The sequence below is a fragment of the Pedobacter sp. SAFR-022 genome (genome assembly GCF_051965375.1).
Taxonomy (GTDB): domain Bacteria; phylum Bacteroidota; class Bacteroidia; order Sphingobacteriales; family Sphingobacteriaceae; genus Pedobacter.
In genome coordinates this window covers 37,983-57,339 of record NZ_JBQCME010000010.1, presented here as the reverse complement: position 1 = coordinate 57,339, position 19,357 = coordinate 37,983, and the positions used below count along the sequence as shown (strand labels likewise).

General features: G+C 41.7%; 17 protein-coding genes and 1 riboswitch. Of the genes, 11 read left to right on the top strand and 6 right to left on the bottom strand.

What is annotated here, in order from left to right; translation table 11 throughout:
• Positions 1–2: 2 nt before the first annotated feature.
• Positions 3–2,459, bottom strand: a complete 2,457-nt coding sequence (locus tag ACTHQF_RS16960; RefSeq protein ID WP_440432108.1) for a penicillin-binding protein 1A — start codon at positions 2,457–2,459, stop codon at positions 3–5.
• Positions 2,460–2,644: 185 nt separating this feature from the next.
• Positions 2,645–2,838: riboswitch (cobalamin riboswitch) on the top strand.
• A gap of 93 nt (positions 2,839–2,931) precedes the next feature.
• Here ACTHQF_RS16960 and ACTHQF_RS16955 point away from each other — a divergent pair.
• The 3 genes from ACTHQF_RS16955 (at position 2,932) to ACTHQF_RS16945 (ending at position 6,202) form a co-directional block, all read left to right on the top strand.
• The gene (locus tag ACTHQF_RS16955) at positions 2,932–4,803 is read left to right on the top strand and encodes a TonB-dependent receptor plug domain-containing protein (RefSeq protein WP_440432106.1); all 1,872 of its coding nucleotides are present in this window, start codon (positions 2,932–2,934) and stop codon (positions 4,801–4,803) included.
• 32 nt (positions 4,804–4,835) lie between these two features.
• Entirely contained in the window at positions 4,836–5,438 is a 603-nt protein-coding gene (locus tag ACTHQF_RS16950; protein ID WP_440432104.1) for a DUF6580 family putative transport protein, read from the top strand.
• A 74-nt stretch (positions 5,439–5,512) separates the two neighbouring features.
• Positions 5,513–6,202, top strand: coding sequence for an SIR2 family NAD-dependent protein deacylase (locus tag ACTHQF_RS16945; RefSeq protein WP_440432103.1), 690 nt, complete (start codon positions 5,513–5,515; stop codon positions 6,200–6,202).
• On the opposite strand, the gene ACTHQF_RS16940 is transcribed toward ACTHQF_RS16945, so the two are convergent.
• Positions 6,199–6,489 carry a hypothetical protein gene (locus tag ACTHQF_RS16940; RefSeq protein WP_440432102.1) on the bottom strand — a complete coding sequence of 97 codons (291 nt, stop codon included), beginning with the start codon at positions 6,487–6,489 and terminating at the stop codon, positions 6,199–6,201. The two genes, ACTHQF_RS16945 and ACTHQF_RS16940, sit on opposite strands and share 4 nt — an antisense overlap.
• A gap of 112 nt (positions 6,490–6,601) precedes the next feature.
• Here ACTHQF_RS16940 and ACTHQF_RS16935 point away from each other — a divergent pair, with 112 nt between their 5' ends.
• The 4 genes from ACTHQF_RS16935 to ACTHQF_RS16920 all read left to right on the top strand — a co-directional run bounded on the left by ACTHQF_RS16935 (position 6,602) and on the right by ACTHQF_RS16920 (position 10,526).
• Positions 6,602–7,162, top strand: coding sequence for a pyridoxamine 5'-phosphate oxidase family protein (locus ACTHQF_RS16935; protein ID WP_440432100.1), 561 nt, complete (start codon positions 6,602–6,604; stop codon positions 7,160–7,162).
• Positions 7,163–7,268: 106 nt separating this feature from the next.
• Entirely contained in the window at positions 7,269–8,429 is a 1,161-nt protein-coding gene (egtB, locus tag ACTHQF_RS16930) for an ergothioneine biosynthesis protein EgtB (RefSeq protein ID WP_440432098.1), read from the top strand.
• The gene (locus tag ACTHQF_RS16925) at positions 8,422–9,363 is read left to right on the top strand and encodes an L-histidine N(alpha)-methyltransferase (RefSeq protein WP_440432096.1); all 942 of its coding nucleotides are present in this window, start codon (positions 8,422–8,424) and stop codon (positions 9,361–9,363) included. Before egtB ends, ACTHQF_RS16925 begins: the two co-directional genes overlap by 8 nt.
• Positions 9,348–10,526, top strand: a complete 1,179-nt coding sequence (locus ACTHQF_RS16920) for a lycopene cyclase family protein (protein WP_440432095.1) — start codon at positions 9,348–9,350, stop codon at positions 10,524–10,526. The genes ACTHQF_RS16925 and ACTHQF_RS16920 overlap by 16 nt, the downstream gene beginning before the upstream one ends.
• Positions 10,527–10,574: 48 nt before the next feature.
• Here the strand turns inward: ACTHQF_RS16920 and ACTHQF_RS16915 are convergent, their stop codons facing one another.
• From ACTHQF_RS16915 to ACTHQF_RS16905, 3 genes are all read right to left on the bottom strand, one after another.
• Positions 10,575–11,909 (bottom strand): OmpA family protein, encoded by a 1,335-nt coding sequence (locus ACTHQF_RS16915; protein ID WP_440432093.1) that lies wholly within the window; start codon positions 11,907–11,909, stop codon positions 10,575–10,577.
• Positions 11,910–12,149: 240 nt separating this feature from the next.
• The gene (locus ACTHQF_RS16910) at positions 12,150–13,544 is read right to left on the bottom strand and encodes an MBL fold metallo-hydrolase (RefSeq protein ID WP_440432091.1); all 1,395 of its coding nucleotides are present in this window, start codon (positions 13,542–13,544) and stop codon (positions 12,150–12,152) included.
• A gap of 146 nt (positions 13,545–13,690) precedes the next feature.
• The gene (locus ACTHQF_RS16905; protein ID WP_440432089.1) at positions 13,691–13,897 is read right to left on the bottom strand and encodes a cold-shock protein; all 207 of its coding nucleotides are present in this window, start codon (positions 13,895–13,897) and stop codon (positions 13,691–13,693) included.
• A 96-nt stretch (positions 13,898–13,993) separates the two neighbouring features.
• Between ACTHQF_RS16905 and ACTHQF_RS16900 the strand changes: the two genes are divergently transcribed.
• Together ACTHQF_RS16900 and ACTHQF_RS16895 are read left to right on the top strand one after the other, a co-directional pair.
• Positions 13,994–14,251 (top strand): hypothetical protein, encoded by a 258-nt coding sequence (locus ACTHQF_RS16900; protein WP_440432087.1) that lies wholly within the window; start codon positions 13,994–13,996, stop codon positions 14,249–14,251.
• A gap of 62 nt (positions 14,252–14,313) precedes the next feature.
• On the top strand, positions 14,314–14,802 hold the full coding sequence (locus ACTHQF_RS16895) for a YMGG-like glycine zipper-containing protein (RefSeq protein ID WP_440432085.1): 489 nt from the start codon (positions 14,314–14,316) through the stop codon (positions 14,800–14,802).
• 76 nt (positions 14,803–14,878) lie between these two features.
• On the opposite strand, the gene ACTHQF_RS16890 is transcribed toward ACTHQF_RS16895, so the two are convergent.
• Entirely contained in the window at positions 14,879–17,458 is a 2,580-nt protein-coding gene (locus ACTHQF_RS16890; RefSeq protein WP_440432083.1) for a response regulator, read from the bottom strand.
• A gap of 388 nt (positions 17,459–17,846) precedes the next feature.
• Here ACTHQF_RS16890 and ACTHQF_RS16885 point away from each other — a divergent pair, with 388 nt between their 5' ends.
• Both ACTHQF_RS16885 and ACTHQF_RS16880 read left to right on the top strand, forming a co-directional pair.
• Positions 17,847–18,233, top strand: a complete 387-nt coding sequence (locus ACTHQF_RS16885; RefSeq protein WP_440432081.1) for a response regulator — start codon at positions 17,847–17,849, stop codon at positions 18,231–18,233.
• Between the two features lie 53 nt (positions 18,234–18,286).
• A complete protein-coding gene (locus ACTHQF_RS16880; protein ID WP_440432080.1) occupies positions 18,287–19,312 on the top strand; it encodes a sugar transferase in 1,026 nt (341 codons plus the stop codon).
• Positions 19,313–19,357 lie beyond the last annotated feature (45 nt).

The window sequence follows — 19,357 nt, the reverse complement described above, 5'->3', positions numbered from 1 at the left end:
GGTTATGTATCTCCGTTCGATTTCTTTTTAGCTTCTTTTTCTGCTTGACGCTGTTTTCGTCTTAATTCTCTTTCTTCTTTTCTGGTAAGTGGTTCTTCCGACGCTACTGGTTTCTGCTGTGCAGGCTCGTTAGGCTTTTTAGTTTCTGATTTTACGGTTTCTTGTACTGGTTCAAAAACCGGGTCTTCCACAGGAAATGGTTCTACGTCAAGGGAGTCAACAATTGTGGTATCTGTTGCCGTTGTGTCGGGCACATAGCGCGGGGTTGGGCAATTATAATTCCTGGTGATCTCCACGGTTGGTTTTGGAAACTGGCCGAAGGTATAGCCGGAATTCGGGTCTTTATAAACTTTCTCCATGAACTTGGCGAAGATCGGCAGTGCGGTTCTGGATCCTTCACCGGTCTGACTGTTTTTGAAGTGGGCGGTACGTTCGTCGCAACCGACCCATACGCCAGTTACAAGATCCTTAGTAATGCCCATATACCAGCCATCTACATAGTCTGAAGAGGTACCTGTCTTTCCACCAATCTGATTGTTTTTCTTCCAAAGATCCCATTCCCATAATGCTTGTGATGTTCCCCCCGGTTCTTCCATACCGCCCCTCAACATATATAGCATTAGCCATGCAATTTCTTCTGATAACACACGCTCGGTTTTTGGCTTGAAATCTTCAATCAGGTTGTCATCCAGATCCGTGATCTTTTCAATTAGTATCGGGTCGGTTTTTACCCCTTTATTCAGGAAGGTTCCGTAAGCCCGGACCATTTCGAACACGCTTACATCATTTGGACCTAGGCTCACCGATGGGACAGATTGAAGCGGGCTTTCAATCCCCGCTTTATGTGCCCATTGAACGACCTTGTCCCAACCGACATCTTCAGTAACCTGTGCGGTGATGGTGTTTACAGATCTTGCCATGGCCAGCCTTAGTGACATGGTTTGATAGGTTGTTCCCCAGCTTGCGTTTTTCGGTTCCCAGGTTTCCTTCTTACCCTTTTCATCATAGGTTATCTTTACAGGCTTATCTACGTAGGTATCGCAAGGATTCATGCCGCTTTCCAGTGCAGCCAGGTAAGCAAAGGGCTTAAAGGTCGAGCCTGCCTGACGTTTCGCTTGGTTCACGTGATCATATTTGAAGAACCTGTGATTTATACCACCGACCCATACCTTAATTTTCCCACTGAAAGGATCTAGTGTCATCATTCCTGTATTCAGGATCTTTCCATAATATCGAATGGAGTCCAGGGTAGAGAATAGTGTATCCCTGTTTCCATTCCAGGAGAACACTTTCATCTTTTTCTTTTTATTGAAGTATGCCGTTATGGAATCCGGGTCATTTGGATATTTCTTTTGCAATAAACTATAGATTCTCAGGTTGCGCATAGCCCTGTCCGGATAGTCTACCTTTTGTTTTTCAGAATCATACCATGGATCTTCCTTTCCCCAGGCGTTGTAGAATCGTTTTTGCAGTGTCTTCATTTGATCTGCTACAGCCTCTTCAGCATACTGCTGTAACCGGGAATCGATGGTCGTATAGATCTTTAGCCCGTCCTCATAAAGGTCATAGTTGTTTTCCTCACACCATTTCTCCAGGTATTTGGCAACGGCTGTGCGTAGATAGGAGTCACCGTCGCTGCTTTCTTCAAGGTCACCAGCTTTCAGGGTAATAGGCGTCTCTTTAAAAGATTTAAACTCCGCCGCAGTGATATAGTTGTATTTGGCCATCTGCGCCAGGGCAACGTTTCTGCGGTCGAGCGCATTTTTTGGATTCCGGATCGGGTTGTATAATGTTGTGCCTTTAAGCATACCCACCAGCATGGCTGATTCAGGAACAGTTAACTGGTCGGTTTCCCGGTCGAAGTAGGTTCTTGCTGCAGTTTTGATACCATATGCATTGTTTCCAAATGAAACCGTATTTAGGTACATGGTAATGATATCGTTTTTTGAGTAATTGGATTCAAGCTTTACTGCTGTCATCCACTCTTTCAGCTTTGAAACAATTGTCCTGACCAAAGGGATTTTACCCGTGAAGCCCTGAGATTTGTTATAACGTGTACGATAAAGATTCTTGGCAAGTTGCTGAGTGATTGTGCTTCCACCACGTTTGTCTCCAGTGGCTGTTGAGATACTACTTGATAATAGGGAACGAAAGTCTATGCCCATATGATCATAAAAACGGACATCCTCTGTTGCGATCAGGGCGTTGATCACACTTGGTGCAATCTCCTTAAAATCGACTGGAGTTCGGTTTTCTTTGAAGTAGCGGCCGATGAGTTTTCCGTCGGCCGTATAAAGTTCAGAACCTACCCTTTGAGTAGGTGCTTTTATGTCAGTGTAAGAAGGTGAATATCCAAACAACCAGAGGAAATTGAGTTGTAGGGCGCAGAAGAAAAGGATAATAGCAAAAATTAATATGAGCGTATAACGGATGAATTTATTCCCGATTTCTCTAAACATAGGTTTAAGGTCAGTATAAAATAGTAGTAAAGGTTATATATGGTTGCAAATTAACGTAATTAAATTACTAAAATTTTAAGGAAGAACTAAATAATAGCAGGTTGAGGAACATCTGCCTGTTATCAATTTAGGTATTGAAGTTGCTGCAGCTACCTAGAATTATTTGCTTCACAAGAGAATATTGATACATTTGCAGCGCTTTTGGTTCTGCATGGAATTTCGATCTCATGTGGATTAAAAGGGAATACGGTGTAATTCCGTAACTGTCCCGCAGCTGTAAGCTCTGTAAACAAAACAGCCATCCATGCCACTGTTGCAAAATGGGAAGGCGGTTGTTTTGGGAGTAAGTCAGAAGACCTGCCACCAGCATATTATTTCATAGCTTTCGGGGATTGAAGCTGGAGATGGGTTCGTAGTGTACAGACTGCTCATTTCTTTTTATTCTACTGTTTGCTGTGCTTAAACCACAGAAATGAACAAGAAACAAAAACTTTATGCACTTGCAGGTCTTGGGCTTGCACAACTTTTGGCTTTAAACTCTGCTGTTGCGCAGGAGGTGAAATCATTGGAGGAGGTGGTGATCATGGCCACCAAAAACGATCAAAAACAAAATCAGACAGGTAAGGTGGTAAACATCATCAGCGCTGAGCAACTGGAACGTAGTGCAGGTAAAACGTTGCCAGAGTTGCTTAGTGAGCAGGCTGGCGTGATTGTGGGTGGCGCAACAAGTAACCAGGGCTTGAACAAAGGATTATTTATCCGCGGTGCAGGGAGTGCTTACGCTGTTGTGCTTATCGATGGCATTCCTGTCGCAAATCCCTCCGGAGCTGGTTCTGCTTTTGACCTGCGGATGTTTGGAATTGATCAAATTGATCATATAGAGATCATTAAAGGTGGACAGTCAACCATTTATGGCTCTGACGCGGTTGCTGGAGTGATTAATATCATCACTAAAAAGGGGAGTTCAGATGTGAGTAGCGTTTTTGGTAACGGGTCCATTGGTTCTTTCGACACCTATAAAGGAACTATCGGCATAAACAGTAACGTTTCAGGCTTTTCTTACAATATTGGATATACGCAGGCAAAAACCGCTGGCATATCGGAAGCCGCTGATTCGGTAGGCACTGGAGTCCCGTTTGAAAAAGATGGAAACCGGACTGCTGCTTTAAACGCGAATTTTTCGCTGCAAGCGACAAAGGAACTGAGTATCAGTCCATTTTTCCGATATTTTTATGGGCGTTATGATTTTGATGGTGGTGCCTTTTTAGATAATCCGGATAACAGGTACAAGACAAAACACTACAACGCAGGGTTAAATACAAAATACGAGTTCGGTACAGGCAAGTTGAACTTCAACTATAGCTACGAAACTACCTGGAACGATACCAGAAACCAGTATGGAGTGAGTCAGTCGCAAGGTAAGATGAACTTACTTGATTTATATTATAGCCAGCAACTCGGAGGTAACTTGACCTTGCTTGTAGGTGTAGATAATCGGTTGACAAAGCTTGAAGGTAGCTATCGTGCGCATGCTAATCTTTTCAGCACTTACACCTCGTTGTTTTTACATGATCTTAAGGGATTTAATTTAGAGGTCGGGGGGCGATATAATAATCATGAAGAATATGGGGACAATTACACCTACAGCATTACACCCTCATATGATCTGACGAGGTATGTTAAATTATTTGGAACCGTATCTACAAACTTCAAAGCACCAACACTGGATATGTTATTTGGTTTATATGGCGCGAATGTAGACCTCAAACCAGAAAGCTCACAGAATTATGAAGCAGGGATAAACGTCAGGAGCAATGACAATAATCTAAGTTTAAGGATCAGTGCTTTTCACCGCGATCTTACCGATGCTATTGTTTATGGCAACCGGGGATACGTTAACCAATTAAGTCAGAAAGCAAAAGGCTTTGAGGTTGAACCCCGGCTAAAAATCGGCCCGTTCAGTGCCACGGGATTCTATGCCTATGTTGAAGGCAATGAGTTCAATTTTGTGAACAATCAAACGGAGAACACCCTTTTTCGCAGACCTAAACACACTTTCGGCCTGAACCTGGGACTGCAGGCTACTTCCAGATTTTTTGTAAGTACCAATCTGAAGCGGCTAGGTAAACGTACTGATGGTGATTTTGACTTTAACAATCCACACATCGTGACAATGCCGGCCTTCAACCTGGTAGATATTTACGGGGAATATAAACTACCAAAAACGCAGCTACGGTTATTTGCTGATCTTAAAAATGTCTTTGACGAGCAGTATACCGAATATTACGGGTACAGCAGTATGGGCTTTAACATGAATGCAGGCATTGCTTTTAATTTCAGATAAAATTGATAATTTTGTATAAACAATAATCAATCATGGCAGATATCAAATTCAATCCACGTACACTAACCTTAATCCTTTTCATAGTGATTATTGGCCTTTCAAGAGTGCTACTTCCAATGTTTGGCGATTTGGAGGCAATAGCTAATTATTCAGCTGTTGGCGCATTGGCGATGTTCGGGGGTGCTTATTTTAACAATAACCTGAAATCTTTCAGCTTTCCAATTTTAACATTGCTGTTGAGTGATGTTCTTCTTTCACTTACGGTTTATAAATCGGCAAGTAACGGCTTTTTATATGAAGGCTGGTACTGGGTTTATGCTGCGTTTGCGCTAATGGTATTAACCAGCAAATTCATTATGAAAAATGTAAACGTGCTTAGCTTTCTTGCAGCGACGTTAGCAACCGTAATGATTCACTGGATTGTGACTGATTTCGGAATCTGGTATGGATCTGCCTTCTATCCGCAAACACTTGCTGGTTTCTGGAGTGTATTGGCTGCTGCTATTCCGTTTGAGTACCGTTTCTTGTATGGTACAATCGGATATGGAGTTATTATGTTCGGCGCATTTGAAGTTTTAAAAGCAAAGTTCCCTGTATTGAACTTCAATGCAGGTCAGCGTGCGATAACAGTTTAAATCACTTAGTATACTGGAAGCCCCTTTTGTTCAATCAAAAGGGGTTTTCTTTTTTGTACCTGTTATATTTGAATATGAAAAAACGACTTGTTGTTTTAACCGGTGCGGGGATCAGCGCAGAAAGTGGCCTTCAAACCTTCCGTGATGCCGACGGCCTATGGGAAGGTTATAATATTATGGATGTTGCTACTCCGGAAGCCTGGAAGCGGAACCCGACCTTGGTGCAGCAGTTTTATAATGAGCGACGCAGGCAAGTCCTGGAGGCACAGCCTAATGCTGCACACCTCATCCTGGCAGCTTTAGCGTCGGAATTTCAGGTTGATATCATTACGCAGAATGTAGATGATTTGCATGAGCGTGCGGGGTCGACCTCGGTTCTACATCTTCATGGGGTGATCACAAAGGCACAATCATCTCTTGATCCGAGTTTGACCTATCCTGTTGCCGGTGCCGAAATCAGAATGGGGGATAAATGCGAGAAGGGCAGTCAGTTGCGTCCTCATGTAGTGTGGTTTGGTGAAGAAGTTCCAATGATTTCGGTTGCTGCTGAACTTTGTACAAAAGCTGATATTTTTTTACTTGTTGGTAGTTCATTGGCTGTTTACCCAGCCGCAGGTCTTATAGATTTTGTGCCGAGGGAAACCGCAAAGTATATCATAGACCCAAAGATTCCGTTCATTCAGGGCTATCAAAATATCATAAGGATAGAAGAGAAAGCGGTTGAAGGTATGACTAAGTTTGTTGAGTTATTAAAAGTGCATTAGGCCTTCTGGTCAAGTTCCAACTCAATTGCGGAGCCAACTGCGCTTGCAAAGGTTTTATCTAAGCTAGGTTCCAGACGATCACCATCAGCGCTCGGTAGGTAAAAGGGAAGATCTCCTGCTTCAATGTCATCTTTTGTTACAAGTATCCAGTCACCGTTCTGGGTCTTTTGCACTGCGGTTAGTACTGCTGCATAGTAGATTATTTTGTAATACCCGGCTTCAGTAGGTAAAACGGTTAGTGTCAGATTTTGTCCGGTATTGGTAATTCGAATGTTAAATGGAATCATGCGCAAATAACCACGGGGTCTTTAAAATGTTTGCAGCCGCTGACAGGTTAAATTTCAGATAGGGTTTAAACAATCCCATTTCGATGGTGTTAATAGCATAAAACATCAGAATATGGAAAATAACGATCAATCAAGGGATAGCTCAAATAACACCCAACCCAATGATGAGCATATCAAAACATTAAAAGGTCACGAAGCGCTGGAAAAGTTGAAAGCTATTGCAACCAAGGCGGAGAATTGCTTTTTCTGTACGAATATTAAAACCGGACTACCCGTTTCTATCCGGCCAATGAATGTGCTGCAGGTTGACGATGAAGGAAGTCTTTGGTTTATGAGCATGAAAGACAGTACTAAAAACGGCGAAATTTCTAGTGATCCCTTCACGCATGTTCTTTTTCAGGAAAGTACGAATTCAGGTTTTCTGAACGTATATGGCATCACGGAGATTAGCACCGATCAGGCCAAGATAGATGAACTATGGAAGCCACTGCTAAAAACCTGGTTTCAGGGTGGCAAGGAAGATCCAAACATCACGTTGTTGAAAGTGGTACCTACGAATGTTTACTACTGGGATAATAAACATGGTGACGTTGTTGCGTTTGCTAAAATGGCGGCTTCAGTGATTACCGGCAAAACAATGGACGATTCTATTGAGGGTAATCTTGATTTTTAAACGAGCTTCCCAAGCCGTCGAAAATTGTATATAGAAAGGCATATAGCTGCTTGGCACAAGCAACTATATGCCTTGTTTATTTTTAATAGATGTATTAACTTGTAAAATGAACTTGATTTCAGAGCAGTACAGAACAGTACGAGCCAGAAGTGTTGAAATTTGTTCCAGATTGGAGAAAGAAGATTACGTGGTTCAACCAATTGTTGATGTTAGTCCACCCAAGTGGCATCTTGGCCATACGACATGGTTTTTTGAAACGCTTGTGTTGCTTCCAAACGTACCTGAGTACAAAGTATACCATCCTGAATACCACTTTGTTTTTAATAGCTATTATGAGTCTTTGGGTGCTCGTGTAATACGAACCGATAGGGGCAATTTAAGCCGTCCGACTGTGGATGAGGTTTATCGATATCGCGATCATGTTGATGCAGCAATGATGAAGTTCCTGGGCGCTACAATGGTGGTTGGACCTATTGCTGAACTTGTTGAACTTGGGCTTAATCATGAAGAACAACATCAGGAACTTCTATGGTACGACATCAAATATATATTGGGTCACAATCCACTGTTCCCACCATATCAGGAGGATACCATCGAAAACGATCTTGCCGGTTTGGATTCCGGATGGCATAATATTGATGCCGGGCTGTATGAAGTCGGTTATGCTGGCAATGGCTTTCATTTTGATAATGAGAAGGGCCGTCATCGTGTATTCCTGGAGGAAGCTGCAATTGCAAAATCATTGGTGACAAACCAAGAGTACCTTGCATTCATAAACGACGGGGGGTATAAACGCTTCGAATTCTGGCATGCTGAAGGTTGGGACTGGATGAAGGTGAATGGAATTCATGCACCGCTATACTGGTATGAGATCGATGGAACTTGGTATAGGTACAATTTGAGTGGGCTGAAAGCACTGGAGCCTGATGAACCGGTTATGCATATCTCCTTCTATGAAGCTTGGGCTTTCGCGCAGTGGAAGGGTATGAGATTGCCCACAGAATTTGAGTGGGAGATTGCGGCTCGTCATTTTAATTGGGGTAAATTGTGGGAGTGGACGGAGAGTGCCTACTTACCGTATCCGGGGTTTAAGCGGGTACCTGGACCAATAGGAGAGTATAACGGCAAATTCATGATTAACCAAAAAGTACTCCGGGGTGCATCAATTGCAACGGCTCCGGGGCATAGCAGAGCAACTTACAGGAATTTCTTTCACCCGCAGCTACGCTGGATGTATAGCGGAATTAGACTAGCAAAAAATGAATGAACAATTTTTAAATGATGTGATCTCAGGCTTAAGTGCCATTCCCAAAAAGTTAGATTCCAAATACTTTTATAATGCAGAAGGCGATGCCCTTTTTCAGAAAATTATGCAAAGTGATGAGTATTATCTCACCAATTGCGAGTTTGAAATTTTCAAAGCGCGTGGACCCGAAATTGCAGCGCTGTTCAAGAGTAAACTACATGAATTTGACCTGCTGGAACTTGGCGCTGGGGACGCGTCGAAATCCAGCTATCTTTTACAAGCATTAGTAGACAAACAAACTCCGTTTACCTATATGCCAATTGATATTTCAGCCTCTATAATAGACTACTTGAAAGTAACACTTCCGGAAAAGGTGCCTGGACTACATATACATGGCTTAAACGGAGAGTATTTTCCAATGGTAGAGAAGGCGAAGGAGATCTCCAGTCGACGCAAGGCCGTATTATTTCTCGGAGGGAATATTGGTAATATGAACCCCAGTGAGGCGCTATCTTTTTGCAACAAGCTCCATGGGGCCTTAAACAAGGGTGATTACGTGATGATCGGCTTTGATCTTAGGAAAAATCCTCATGCCATCTTTAAAGCATACAATGATTCAGAAGGTTATACCAAGGCATTCAACTTGAATTTACTCCGGCGCATTAATGATGAGCTTGGTGGTGACATCGAGATTTCAAATTTTGAACATTATAATAGCTATGATCCACTCACTGGTGCCTGCAAGAGTTATCTCTTTAGCTTGCAGGCCCAGGAATTTAAGATTGCCGGCCAGCGTTTCCAAATGGATGCCGCTGAAGTGGTAGATATGGAGATTTCACAGAAATATTCGCTTGAAGAAATTCTGGAATTGGCGAATCAGACTAACTTTGGTGTTGTAGAAACCTTTTTTGATTCAAAGCGCTGGTTTCTCGATATTCTATGGGAGGTAAAGTAAAAGAACAACTTAACTGCGATATACTAATTTGCGGTGCTGGTCTGGCCGGCTTAAGCTTGGCTTATCGTGCGTTAAAAAAGGGCATATGGCAGCGTGAAAGAATCATTATTGTTGATCCAATCGTTAAAAGGGAAAACGATAAAACCTGGTCGTTTTGGCAGAAAACAAGTGGCGATTTTGATGATCTAATATATAAGAGTTGGCCCCGGCTGCTGGTTTTTTCTAACTCAGGAGAGGAGATTCCCTTGAACACGGGTTCATATTGTTATCATTCCATCAGGAGTGTGGATTTTTACGAACATGTGCTTGCCTATCTGACTAGCCTTGAGAATGTTCAGTTTTTAAATGAGCGAATTGTAACCCTTACTTCGGACCATGATTGCTGTCGCGCTGATACGGAATATCATACCATAAAGTCTGTTTTTGCTTTCAATTCCATCTATAAGAAGCCAAAACTCACTAATACAGCACAGTATTTCTTACAACATTTCAAAGGGGTGGTGATAGAATCCTCCGAGGTCACGATGAACAAGGATGTGGCGTATCTCATGGACTATAGAACAAGCCAGGAGCATGGAACCACGTTTTTTTACACGCTTCCACTGGGCTCAGGTAAACTCTTTGTTGAATATACGTTATTCTCTAAATCTTTACTCGATCAGGTTTCTTATGACCAAGCGATCTCTACCTATATAAAGGATATTCTAAAGCTCAAGAAATATAAAATCACGCATACGGAGTTTGGCATAATTCCAATGACAGATCATCAGTTTGAAAGAAAACATGGAAATATAATAAACATTGGAACAATAGGAGGAGACACCAGAGGTGCCACGGGATATACTTTCACCAATGTTCAAAAAACAATTTCAAGAATTCTTAGTAGCTGGAAGGCTTCGGAAAAGCCATTACCCATTAAGGAAGGAATTAACGCGAAGCAAAGAATGTACGACGCAATATTATTGAATGTGCTAGATGATGAAAGGTATAAGGGACATGAGTTGTTTTGTGATCTTTTCAGAAATGCCCCTGCCGACTACATCTTTAAGTTCCTGGATGCGGAAAGTTCATTATCAGAAGACCTCAGAATCATTCTAAGCCTGAAACCCTTGCCCTTTGTCAAAGCATTAGTTAAGGTCGCGTACTCAAAGCTAATGCAATAAAAAAGGGCGCTTATGTAAGCGCCCTTTTTTGGTAGATTCGATTTTAATTTAGAACAACGTGAACTCAACGCGTCTGTTCTGTTGGCGGCCTTCCGCAGTTGCATTGGATGCAATCGGCTGATTCGGACCGTAACCTGTCGCTTCAATACGTGAAGCATTTGCGCCTTTATTAACCAGGTAGGCTTTAACGGCCTCAGCACGTTCCTTAGACAATCTAAGGTTCAGCGCCATTGACCCACTATTATCAGTATGGCCAGCTAACTTCAAGCTAAAGTTCTTCTCTACTAAAAGTGCGGCTACCTTGTCTAGCGTAGAGAAGGATTTAGAACGGATAGTTGCTTTTCCTAAGTCGAATTCAAGATTCTTAATGGCTTCGTCAACGACTTTGCGATCAGCTTCAGTTACGATAACACGCTCTCTTACGACCTGAGCAGGAGCTTTTAGTGGGCAACCTGATCCGTCAACCACAGTACCTGCGGCTGTATTTGGGCACTTGTCAAATTTGTTTGCTACGCCATCGTTATCATCATCTGCAAGATCCTGCATCAAAGCTTCTCTGTCTCTGGCTGCATTTTGTTCCTGAGTGGATAATGCTCTTCTTAGTTCGGCGCTTTCTGCTTCAGATGCCTCACGAAGTGCAGCTACGGCACTATAGTTTGATAATTGGGACGAACCCTTTTTACCAAGCGCTATCTCAATACCAGCATGTGCGTAGGAGAAGTTGTCGTTGCGACTTCCTGCGACATATCCATCAAAGTTGTCATCTTTAACAAAGTTAACCGTATAGCCAAGATCAAGGTTAACCGCTTTGGTTAATCCAAACTTGATACCTGCACCAACCGGTACAAACCAATCTTCGGAATATCCTTTACCGCCGCCCGGTACATTTGTAGTCTCTGCATTAGAAGACATATATCCGATACCACCGGTTAGGTAAGGCGAGATTACGCTGCGCTTCTGGTTCATGCTTAAATTCGCAATTGTAAAGTTACCGCTTACGCTTGCAGCCCATTCAACATGCGATTTAAATCTTGAATCCGCAATTTCAGTTCCTGTATTTACAGTGGTTGATGGTGTGGTGGCTCTTAGTCCTTCAACATGACCAGCGAGGAAATCTGCTTGTATGCCGAATGAAGGTATTATTTGTTTTTTGATATAACCACCGTATCCCCAGTTTTCAGTAGGTGTACTGAAGTCGTTATTCTTTCCGCGGAAGATTGTATGAGGGGTTAGCATACCGCCATGAAGACCAATAGACCAAGTGCGGAAATCTTTCTTAGAAAATCTATCAGTAGTTTCAGGAGTTGATTCCTGAGCGAATAATCCGGACGATAATCCAACCAAGGATAAAATCATTGCCGATTTTGTAATTTTTGAATTCATGTTTTAACAGTTAGATGTGCATTAATAATCTTTACTGTTCTGCTATATGTAATAACCCTGCCAAATAAAAAGCAAGTTTTTTTATAAAATTAAACTCCTAATATGCAGCGTGTTAACTTGTAAAATTTCAAAAAGACGCGAAATCGCAAGTTTGAACTGGCATTCGGATTTGTGTATAAATTTTAGTACAGTCGCCTGTAAAATTTGCATGTTTCCTGGAAAAATCCTATATAAACAATACTAAATACGATAAGTGGTGCCCTTAACAGCAATTGTCGCATTATACTGTAGTTCGGTAAGGGCATCCCGGAGATGCTCCATGCTTTTTCTTTCACCGTGTACTAAAAAGATATTCTTCAGTTTTCCTGGATCCTGGGTAATTAAAGTATCAATCAGATCCTGGTGGTCACCATGTCCGCTTAAAAGATCTGTTTGCTTAATACTTGCATATACCATTAAATCTCTGCCCCTCAACCGTACAATCGGGTCGCCCCGTAGCAGACGATTACCTAATGTTCCTGGTGCACAGTACCCAATGAATAATATCGTGCAGTAGTAGTTCTGGATGTTGTGGAAAAGGTGATCCTGTATTCTTCCGCCTTCCAGCATACCTGCTGAGGAGATGATGATGCATGGTTCGTGATAGTTGGATATCGTTACACTTTCCTTTTTATCTGTGACATACGATAGGGCCTCAAAGTCAAACTCATCGCCTTTGGTACGGTAAAACTCCTTCGCATCATCATTGACGAGGTCATGATGTTTTCTATAGATGTCCGTCGCAAAGTTAGCCATTGGACTATCGACAAATATCTGGACCCTTGGTAGCAGTCCTTTACTGAAGATCTTGTTCAACGTAAATACAAGGGCCTGGGTTCTTCCGATGCTGAAAGCCGGAATAATTAGTCGGCCAGGGTACTTTATACATGCTTCCTGGATGGTCTGGACGAGCTTCTCTTCAAGGGATTCATCTTTGGTGTGGAATTTCCCGCCGTATGTGGATTCAAGCACAAGATAGTCGAGTGGCGGCAATACTTCTGGATCTACCAGTACTGGATAGTTCTTTCTGCCCACATCTCCTGTAAAGCCAATTTTCTTGATTGTACCTCCATCGTTGATTTCAAGGATTACAGCTGCTGCACCAAGAAGATGCCCGATAGGGACAAAGGTTAAAGATGCTTGTTCATGAAATTGAAACTTCTTGTGAAAACCGATTGTAATGAATCGTTCCATGGTATCGTTCACATGTTTCTGGAGATAGAGGGGAGGAGGACCTGAGGAATGTTGCCTGCGGCCTCTTCCCCGCCCGGATTTCTTTTGTTTGGATAGAAAGATGTTAACGGCATCCATCAAAAGCAACTCCGTGAGATCCGCAGTTGCTGGCGTGCACAACACTTGACCCTGGAATCCAAGTCTAACCAAAGTTGGCAGGTTACCAGTATGATCAATATGTGCATGGGTAAGAATAACAAGGTCTAATGTAGAAGGATCAAAGGGGAAGTTTTGATTTTCTTCCTGATAAGTGTCTCTCTCATAATCAAGTCCGCAATCTATTAAGACTTTATAATTGTCAAATGTTAGCAGGTGCATGCTGCCCGTAACCTGTTCTGCAGCACCCCAAATGGTTAATTCCATAAATCAAATATATCAGCTATTGCTATTAATGTTTAACGCCTTGAATTTTTAAATAGCGTCACATACGCAAAATTGAAGGTATCTCTACTAAACAAAAAAGGGCATGCTTGCGCAAACCCTTTAAGATCTTGGATGTGTTTAACAGGTTAGAGTACTGTTACATTGGAGGCCTCCGGGCCTTTTTTTCCATCGTTTAATTCAAATTCCACATTATCTCCTTCATTAAGTTCTCTGAATGAGTCTCCTGCGATTGCTGAAAAATGCACGAAAATGTCTTTTCCTCCTTGTTCAGGAGTGATGAAACCGAAACCTTTCGCTGAATTAAACCATTTTACTTTTCCTGTTGTACGCATATTGTATTATCTATATTTCCGGTGAAAATAGAGAATTGACATCAGTAATGCAAACCTGGGGGGCGAAAGATTGTTCTTCTAATTAAAATGATGATTATGGAAACGAAAGGATCAAATCAGGAAGAAGATAAAAACCCATCCGCTGGAGAGCAGTTGTTGCCTGAGCAAGGACGGGAGTTGAGGCATGACGAGCAGGACAACTTAGGCCTAGATGCTGACCGGTCGTCCGACAATCAAACACTTTCCCGTCGGTATAATATTGATAACGATGTAATATCGCACAACCCTGATGGCGAAGATGATAATAGGGACTCAACAGAGACGCGGGGCTCGTCTCCTTTGATGGATAAATAATAGAGGTGCACTTTGGCACTATATTTTCTATAATGTAAATTGCACACAATAATATTAAAATTATGAAAAATTTATTTGCCATATTGTTTATTGCCCTGGCGATGTCATCTTGTTCCAATAAGGAAAAGGAAGAGGCCGCAAAACAAGCTGCTATTGCTGCAGTTAAGGACAGCATCAGATTAGATAGCTTTAAACGGGCGGACGCTGAAAATAAAGCTAAGCTTGCGGAGCTAGAGAAAAAGAAGGCTGAAGAGGCAAAGCAAGCAGAAGAAAAGCGCTTGATGATGTTGGCAGAAGAGCGTAGTGCGGCAAATGCGCCTGCAGTAACTTCTCAAAATTCAGCAACAACTACGACTACTACTACTACTCAGAAAAAAGGCTGGAGTTCTGCAGCTAAAGGTACTGCCATTGGCGCTGGTGCCGGAGCGCTTGGTGGAGCTTTGATTGATAAGAAAAAGGGTAGAGGTGCTATTATTGGTGGCGTAGTTGGTGCGGGTACCGGCTATATCATCGGTAGAGATAAAGATAAAAAATCAGGGAGAGCGAATTAAGCTCAGAAATTTAGCAACTTGCTTTACTAATATTTATGCAAGAAAAGCCCAGCGGAAGCTGGGCTTTTTTAATGCCTCATTTTTGTGAATGTATACCATCCGTTGGCTTCAACCATTTCTTTAGGGAAGCCTCAATCGTGCTTGCAACAACAGGTTTTGTGATGAAATCGTTCATTCCTGATGAAAGGCATTTTTCTTTCTCCCCTTTGACATTCCCGGCGGTGAATGCGATGATTGGTATTTGTCGCTGACTAGGAATTTTGCGGATCTCTTTGGTAGCAATATAGCCATTCATGTCCGGCATTTGAACATCCATAAGGATGATGTCGATGCTTTCCTTGCTGTAAATTTCAACAGCTTCAACACCGTTAGTGGCCTCGAAAATAGTCGCATTTGGAGCAATTCTTTTGACGATGGTCTTAGCTAATAGCATATTTACAGCATTATCTTCAGCTATGATAATGTTAAAAGATTCGGCGATTGCTTCGGCGCGTTGCGATTTGATGTGTTGAATTGTCTCTGCGTTTGATATCAGGTTGTTAAGCACATTATTTAAATCTTTAATTTTGATAGGCTTCAGCAATCGATGCGTGATCTGAAGTCTGCCGCATTCCCGGAGAATCACCTCGTCTGAGGAGCTATGGAGCAGTATAAAAGCAGGTTCAATTCGTGGATTGCCGTAGATCTTTTTAATCCTTCTGATGGTTTCAAGACCGTCCATGTTGGGCATGTGATAGTCCATCAGAATAACATCATATTTCCCACCCTCTGCAATCAAGTTAATGGCTTCCATGCCACTACTAGCTTCTTGGGACTCAATTTGGTTAAGAAGTAGCATTCTGTTAATGATCGTTCGGTTATTTGAATTGTTATCTACAATCAGTACTTTGTTAATACCCTGATAACTCTGCACCCGGACCATCTCAGAGGATTCAGTTTTTAAGTTTAAATCAAAGAAAAATAAACTGCCTTTTCCAGGAAGGCTCAAAACTTCCAGCTTGCTGCCCATCAATTCTAACAGCTTGTTGGAAATGGTTAATCCAAGACCCGTTCCCCCGTATTTTTTTGTAGTTGATGCATCTTCCTGGGAGAAAGCCTCGAAAATCTTAAGTAATTTATCAGGCTGGATCCCAATGCCAGTGTCAGTTACAGAGAAGCGATAGGTTACCTCCCCATTAGAATCTTCTGAGGTTGTTGGATGCAGTCTCAGTGAAATCTCGCCGACCTCGGTAAATTTCACTGCATTGCTGAGTAGATTTATCAGAATTTGTTTTAGTCGGATCTCGTCTACCCAAACGATTTTCGCAGCATTGGTTGATATGTCCACGATCAACTCGAGCTGTTTGCTTTGGACCTGGTACTTTACAACATCCGCTGATTCTCCGATTAATTCATGGAGACTGCTTTTCGTTTGATGTATCTCCAGCTTTCCAGCTTCTATTTTCGAGAAATCTAAAATATCATTGATTGTGTTAAGCAGTGCATTGCTGGATTGCGCGACAATGTTCAAGTACTCTTGTTGTGTTTCATTTAGGTCAGTCTTTGTGAGCAAATCAGTAAACCCTATTATTCCATTCAAAGGTGTCCGAATTTCATGGCTCATGTTTGCGAGGAATTCAGACTTAGCTTTATTAGCCAGTTCAGCTTCTTCTTTTGCTGCTACAAGTCCGGCTTCTATATTCTTAACCGCGGTAATGTCTTGGGCAGTTCCGAAAACTCTTTTGCAGATTCCATCCTGTATATCTGGAATGCCGTAGGATCTTATCCAAGCACTGCTGCCATCCTTTCTTTTTATCTGTAGTTCTAAATTCCAGCTGATACCTTCTTGTATGGCAGCGTGGAAGGCGGCTATTCTTAATGCTTTACTTTGTGGCGTATAAAATGATAATTCATCTTCGATGGAAGGTTGTGTGGCCTTTTCGAGCTGAAATATCTTTAGCATCATTTCCGACCATAAACATGTAGATGTGCTGAGGTCAAGAACCCAACTTCCGATGGAGGACAGGCATCTTGTTTGCTCAATTTCGCGTATTTTAGATTTCAAATACTGAACTTGCTTAATTATTTCAGTGTCTGTTGTCAGTTCAGAACCTTGTTCAAAAGAATTTGTTTGAAAATCTTCTGGTTCGAAAATAAAATCCCTGGCCTTAGATTCTCTTGACGGTTGATTGAACTTTTGTTTTTTCTCGCTTGCTTCGTATAGCGCAACCAGCTGGCTGCCAAGTAAGGTCATTAGCTTTCGCTGATGCCCATTTAAAGGGGGCTTCAGACTGCGGTTAAAAACGGCAAGGCTGCCAATCCTTTCACCTTTTGAGCTAAACAAGGGGACACCTGCGTAATAATTTAGTGTGTCATAGAAATCGTTGGGCGTTAACGATGTAATATCCACGACAGGTTCAAACAATTCGGTTATTGTCGGACATTCCAAGACGTGCCGGAAGTATGGGTCGTCATTGTACGAGAAGGTACCGGAGGTATGAATGTTTTCAACTTTCTGCCACCTTCTTTTTTCGGGCAGTAATGTTAAACTTGCACCCGAGGTGTCGCATAAAAACGAAGCGAGCTCAAGCCCTTTCTCAAATTCTTTGTAGTTTGATCTGGTGGCTTTAGCGCAATTTTCCAGGTAAGTAATTTGTGAGAGCGTGTTATTATCCATAGAGTTTTAAGATTCTGTAACCTAATATATGATACCGATGCTCATCCACTGTGAAATTCTTCACATCATGAAGAAATATTGTGTGGATATTATACCCAATGTGGGTGTGTTGTCGCCAATTTACAAATTTATTTTAAATATGATCCAAATGATCGAAGGTAAATAGCTGTTTTAGAGTTCAATATAGCCTTCAAGGAGACTAGATCAATGCGGAGACGACTTCGGACTAACATGTATTTATATTTATAGTCGAGGGTCGTTGGGGGATATCTCCACATTTAGAAATAAAAATATTTAATTTTTAAAGACAAGCGTGCAAAAACGGTTAAAAATTATTCTTAAGTTTGTGAAATATTGGTAATTAACCTCTTAATACTTTTAATCACTTATGGACAATAGTATGAATTCTAGGAATGTGATTCTTATTATAGATGACGAACCTAGTATCCTTAAATTGCTCAACTTCATCTTATCTTCGACGTACGACCTGGTTATCAAGACCAGTGGGATAGAAGCAATAGCGTGGTTAGAGGAAGGAAATGATCCTGATTTGATCATTTCTGATCTTATGATGCCATATTTCGATGGCAGTTCATTAATAAAAAATCTAAAATTGAGTGGCTTTTATAGGAATACGCCGGTAATTATATTGTCCGGCGCTGACGACTTGGCTCAGAGAGTTGAAGACATGTCCTTTAATGTCGAGTGCTATCTCCAAAAGCCCTTTAATCCAACAGCTCTAAAAACCTCCATTTCAGAACTTCTCGCCTCATGATTTCAACAACTACCATTCCGATGATAACCGCTAAGATCGTGTACTATGGGAATTTGTTAAAAACGACAATATTTGATGATAGGTCAAATTACAGTCTGGAACATTTTGACCATCCCTTGAAATTTAAGGTGTATCTGGATAATAGGTCTTTGTTGTCCCTGCCAGATATTTTGATCATTGAGGTTGATGATAATAAGGATTGTTTTGAGCAGGTTGCTTACATCAAGAGTAATCCACTTCTACAAGGTTTGATCGTTGTTTTAGCTGGAATAAAAGAAGATAAGGCTTGGAGGAAAAAAGCGCTAAAGCTAAAGGTAAACGACTATTATACTTATCCCTTCCCGTTAGAAGACTTTTTTGAGCGCTTGAATTTTCTTATCAAGTTCAAGCTAATAAAGCCGCGGTTATTGGAACTGTCAAAGCAGATGGATGTCGAATATCAGGTGCCGATGGTAAAACGTGCTTTTGACATTGTCGCATCAGGCATTGGACTTTTGGTGCTTTCTCCGTTGTTACTGGTGACAGCCATTTGTGTGAAGTTAGAATCGCCAGGCCCTGTGATTTATAAAAGCAAGCGAGTAGGTGCTGGCTATAAAATCTTTAACTTTTACAAGTTTAGATCAATGCGCAGTGATGCAGACAAAATGCTTGACACCATTTCTGATCTTAACCAATATTCCGGTGATGTACAATCAAGCGATACAAAGGCGAAATCTGCCTTTGTGAAGTTTAAAAATGATCCCCGCGTCACCAAGGTTGGAAAATTTTTGCGAAAGACGAGTATTGACGAGCTTCCTCAGCTTGTAAATGTGTTAATCGGAGATATGTCGCTGGTTGGAAATAGACCTTTACCGCTCTATGAAGCCGAGCAATTAACGACTAATGAATGGTCGACCCGCTTTTTGGGCCCTGCCGGACTTACTGGCCTTTGGCAAATCAGTAAGCGTGGTCAAAAAGATATGTCTGATCAGGAGCGCAAGGAACTTGATAATTTTTATGCAGCAAACTATTCAATCTTGCTGGATTTGAAAATTATCTTAAAGACCATACCTGCTTTGATTCAAAAGGAAAACGTTTAGTCTTTTCCGATCTTAAATAAAACAACCATCTTAACTCTTAGTTCT